The organism is Desulfonatronospira sp. (assembly GCA_003563255.1).
In the GTDB taxonomy this organism is placed as follows: domain Bacteria; phylum Desulfobacterota; class Desulfovibrionia; order Desulfovibrionales; family Desulfonatronovibrionaceae; genus Desulfonatronospira.
Genome location: PWSL01000429.1, coordinates 1 through 4147 on the forward strand (window position 1 = coordinate 1; position 4147 = coordinate 4147).

The 4147-nt window shown below is 52.8% G+C and carries 5 protein-coding genes; all 5 read right to left on the reverse strand.

The window, feature by feature from the left end; all coding sequences use genetic code 11:
- Nucleotides 1–24 precede the first annotated feature (24 nt).
- Nucleotides 25–801, reverse strand: coding sequence for a GTP cyclohydrolase FolE2 (folE2, locus tag QZP87_RS12590; protein WP_291323273.1), 777 nt, complete (start codon nt 799–801; stop codon nt 25–27).
- On the reverse strand, nt 801–1220 hold the full coding sequence (gene nikR, locus QZP87_RS12595) for a nickel-responsive transcriptional regulator NikR (protein ID WP_291323274.1): 420 nt from the start codon (nt 1218–1220) through the stop codon (nt 801–803). The genes folE2 and nikR overlap by 1 nt, the downstream gene beginning before the upstream one ends.
- A gap of 239 nt (nt 1221–1459) precedes the next feature.
- A complete protein-coding gene (locus tag QZP87_RS12600) occupies nt 1460–2113 on the reverse strand; it encodes a methyltransferase domain-containing protein (RefSeq protein WP_291323275.1) in 654 nt (217 codons plus the stop codon).
- Nucleotides 2114–2115: 2 nt separating this feature from the next.
- Nucleotides 2116–2997: an FtsX-like permease family protein gene (locus tag QZP87_RS12605; protein WP_291323276.1), complete on the reverse strand. Its 882-nt coding sequence runs from the start codon at nt 2995–2997 to the stop codon at nt 2116–2118.
- Nucleotides 2994–3677 carry an ATP-binding cassette domain-containing protein gene (locus QZP87_RS12610; protein ID WP_291323277.1) on the reverse strand — a complete coding sequence of 228 codons (684 nt, stop codon included), beginning with the start codon at nt 3675–3677 and terminating at the stop codon, nt 2994–2996. The genes QZP87_RS12605 and QZP87_RS12610 overlap by 4 nt, the downstream gene beginning before the upstream one ends.
- Nucleotides 3678–4147: the final 470 nt, after the last annotated feature.

The following is a 4147-nucleotide window of genomic DNA, read 5'->3' on the forward strand; positions in this document are numbered from 1 at the left end:
AATAATAAAATCAAACCCTGAAGTTCAGTCAAGTCCACCACCTGCAATGGTGGCGTAAGCACTGTGGTTGTGTATGGATTCAAAACTCTCCACCTCCACTTCATACCATAGAATTCTGGGATGTTTGCTCAAACGGAATGCTGCACACCGGACCACGTCTTCCACAAAGGTAGGATTGGCAAAAGCCTCGTCAGTGACGTATTTCTCATCTTCCCTTTTAAGTAAGGGATAGACCGGCGAGGAACCTGCAAACATGCCGATGTCAATCAGCTCTTCCAGCCATAGAAGCCCCTTGTAGCAGCATCTGATTTTTACATAGCTCCTCTGGCTGTGCGCCCCCTGCTTGCTGATGGCCAGAGAGCAGGGACAGACTGTCATTACCGGCACCTCCACTCCCTGGGTCATGCGGATCTTTCCCCCGGAGAATTCTCCGGCCAGAAAAGACTTGTAGTCCATGAGAAACTCATGCCCGCTTACCGGGGTCCTGCGGGAGTAAAAATATGAAAAATCAAAGCGCAGCAAAGCCTTCTGGGCCTCCAGACGATAACTGATCTCCGCCAGGAGTTCTTTGATGCTTTCATAGGTAAGGACTTTAGACCAGTGGCTCAGAGACTCCAGGAAACGGCTCATATGAGTGCCCTTGAACTCTCCGGGAAGATCCACGCACAGGTCCACATCAGCCACTGTATGCTGCTGGCCGCGCAAGCGGTCCTGCACCAGGAGGGGCACCTTGAGATTCTTCACCCCCACCCGGTCAATGGCCAGGGGGAAATCCGGAATGCCACTCTGAACATCCTGCATTAAAGCAATTCCTTACCTGTAGTGGCCATATTGAGACTGCTGTGTTTAACACCTTTGGTTGAAGAAAGCTTATGTGCCGTGTGCCTGATATCTCTGCCCTGTCCCCGCATGATCAGTACCTCCAGACAATTGTCATGATCCAGGTGCACATGCAGGGAGGTTATGACCATATCCAGAGCGTCGTGCTGGATGCGGGTCAACTTCCTGGTAAGATCGCTTTGATGGTGATCATAGACCAGGGAAAACACCCCCACCGTCTCTTTAGACTCATCTTCCCACTGTTGCTGCACCAGGGCATTGCGAATGAGGTCCCGGATGGCCTCGGACCTGGTCTGGTAACTTTTCTCTGAGCAGAGTTCATCAAACCTGGACAAAAGCTCCAGGTCCAGGGATACTCCGAAACGTATGGTTTCTCCCATGTCCTTCTCCCTTGCTTGACAGTCGTCGGTTATTACCACTACAGCGACACATTGTGTAAATTATCGCCTCGGCTACCGGGGACAGGCACCCCGCACTTATTTTTAAAATCCGTCAGTCTTCTGTAAGCAAAATAAGTGCGGTGAGCCAGTCCCCTGCCAGCTAAAATAAAGTGTCGCTGTAGTGTTACTTTTCTGGAATTTTGCCTGCGGATGCAAAGCCGCCTGCACCCCTGCTGCATTCATCCCCTGGTCAGCTCCACCAGCCTCACCCGTGCATTCTGGCCGAACCAGCCCACCCTGCGTCCTTCAACTTCCCTGGGTCTGAACCCCTGACTGAGCAGCGTGCTCCATGCCTTTCCGGATACATTTCTCTCCTGGTCGGACACCCAGATACGTCCCCCAGGGGCCAGGCATTCCCGGAGAAATTTTGCCAGGGGAAGGACGAATCCTGTTTCATACAAAACGTCTCCGGCCCAGATGAACTCAAAACTGTGCCTTTTCAGACCGCAGTGCTTCCAGTCCATGCCCACCCACAAAACATCCGGGACATTGTTGATTATTGCGCTTTGCCTGGCGAATCCCAGGGCCTCAGGCTCCATGTCCACAGCTACGACCCTGGCGCCCAGCCTGGCAGCCAGGATAGCTGTGGCACCCAGGCCGCAACCCACCTCCAGGCAGAGTCTGCCCCTGATAAGTTGCCGGTGACGATCCAGATGTTCCGCCAAAAGCACGCTGGAAGGCCAGACCTCGGCCCAGTAGGGGATGCCTTTGTGTTCTGCATCGCAAGACTGGTCCAGCATGCCGGCCCACAGTGTTTCCAGATCGGCATGCCTTTTGACGGCCAGCCTGTACCCTGCCAGCTTAAGATTCAAAACATGTGCAGAGACCTGCATGGCTACCTGAGCCTCCCCCTGACCGCCAGAAAACTGCTGAGAATCCCCACCAGGGTGAGAATCCCCGGAATGGCCAGGGTGTATGAAAGAGGCAGAAATTCGATTCTTATCCACAACGGCGGAAAAAAAAGCACATCTTCCAGGGTTAGATGCAGAACCTTGAGCATGCCCACTGAAATCACCCCCCCCATAAAACCCTGCATAGCTCCGCTGACTAGAAGAGGAAACTGGATATAGCCGCTGCTGGCCCCCACCAGGGCCAGGATTTCCACCTCCTCCTTGCGCTGCATATGGTTGAGCTTCAGGGTATTGGCCACCACCAGCCCTGTAATCAGCAGCATAAGCCCAATCATAGGCCAGAATATGCCTCTGCTTACCCGGACCCAGGTCCTGGCCAGATCCAATTGGACAGGGTTGTAACTGACCCTTTCCACCCCGGGCAGGTCCAGGAGCTTGATGCGCATCTCCTGGGCCCGGTCCGGGCCGCCGTTTTTTCCATCCAGGGAAAATTCCACCAGGGCAGTGGCTGGAAGGGGGTTTTCCCTGGAGAGGTAATCCACGTCCATATCTGTGGAAAAGGAACCAGCCAGGGCATGCAGGGCCTCTTCAGGGGTAAAGGTGATTATGCCGCCGATTTCCCAGGATTTTATCTCTGACCATTGTTCCTGCACTTCCTGCAGGGGGTGGTCCTGTTCCCAGTACACCTGGAACTGAATATCATCCTGAGTACTCCGGGCAGTGAGATTGACATTGTAAAGCACCAGCAGAAACATCCCTGCCATAAAAGAAGTAAACGCCACAGTGCTCAAGGTGAAGAACTGCGCCCATCTGTTGCGGCCCAGATTGGCCAGCCCCTGCAAGAAAAGTCTGGCTGGGATTCTCATGCCTCATCCTCCGCTGCATCCCAGTTGCAGCCGGCTTCCGCACCTTCCTGCAGGCAGAGGACTTTGGCACCAGGCAAAGACTTGATAAGTTCCTCGCTGTGTGTAGCCAGAACCACTGTAGTTCCATGGATGTGAAACTGCCTGAAGACTTCCACCAGCTGCATAGACAGTCTTTTGTCCAGGTTGCCGGTAGGTTCGTCAGCCAGCAGGACTTTGGGGTTGATGACCACCGCCCTGGCCACCGCCACCCTTTGTTGCTCTCCTCCGGATATTTCCCGGCACAGGCACCAGGACTTGTTGTCCAGTCGCAGGCTTCTGAGCACCGCACGAACCCTCTTCTGCACCTGGCCCGGTATCATGCCCCGCACCTGCAGGGGCAAAGCCACGTTGTCCCAGACCGTTTCATCGGGCAAAATCTTGAAATCCTGAAATACGATGGCCACCTGCCTTCTGAGCTGGTAAAGCCTCTTTTCCGGCAGGGACTTGAGGTCAAACCCGGCAATAGAGACCATGCCCCTTTGTACCGGAAGGCTGCCGTGCAATATCCGCATCAGCGTGGTCTTGCCCGCGCCCGATGGTCCGCTGAGAAACAGGAAATCCCCTTTGTCCAGGGAAAAGCTGATGTTCTTCAGGGCCCAGTAGCGGCCGAAAGAGTGGGACAGATGTTTTATCTGGATCATTTGTTTGTAACGCCTGCTGCTTACAATCAGCTTATCACTACAGCGACACTTTATTTGAATTCGAAGGGGACCGGCTCACCGCACTAATTTTGCTTACAGAACTGGACAGTCAAAAGTTTTTTTGTAATCTTTTGTTTTTATTGGCTTTTTTATCACTACAGCGAAACTTATGATTGGCCTCCGGGGACTGGCTCTTTTGCCGCCGAGATTTTTGAGCAGTTGAGAGTTTTGCATCGGCAAAAGTGCCTGTCCCCAATTGAGATACCATAGTGTATTTTATAAGTTTCGCTGTAGTGTTATGGCAGATCAAAATATCTTTTGGTCCAGACCAGGTATCTCTTCAAATTTATTGACTTTATTTCTTACGTATCTGTTTAGCGCTTTGCATGTGGCAGGGGGACTGGCTCTTCCGGGACCCACTTGTCCCAAAAAATGAGATATTTTAAGCACAAAATGATGCTCAAGTGGGT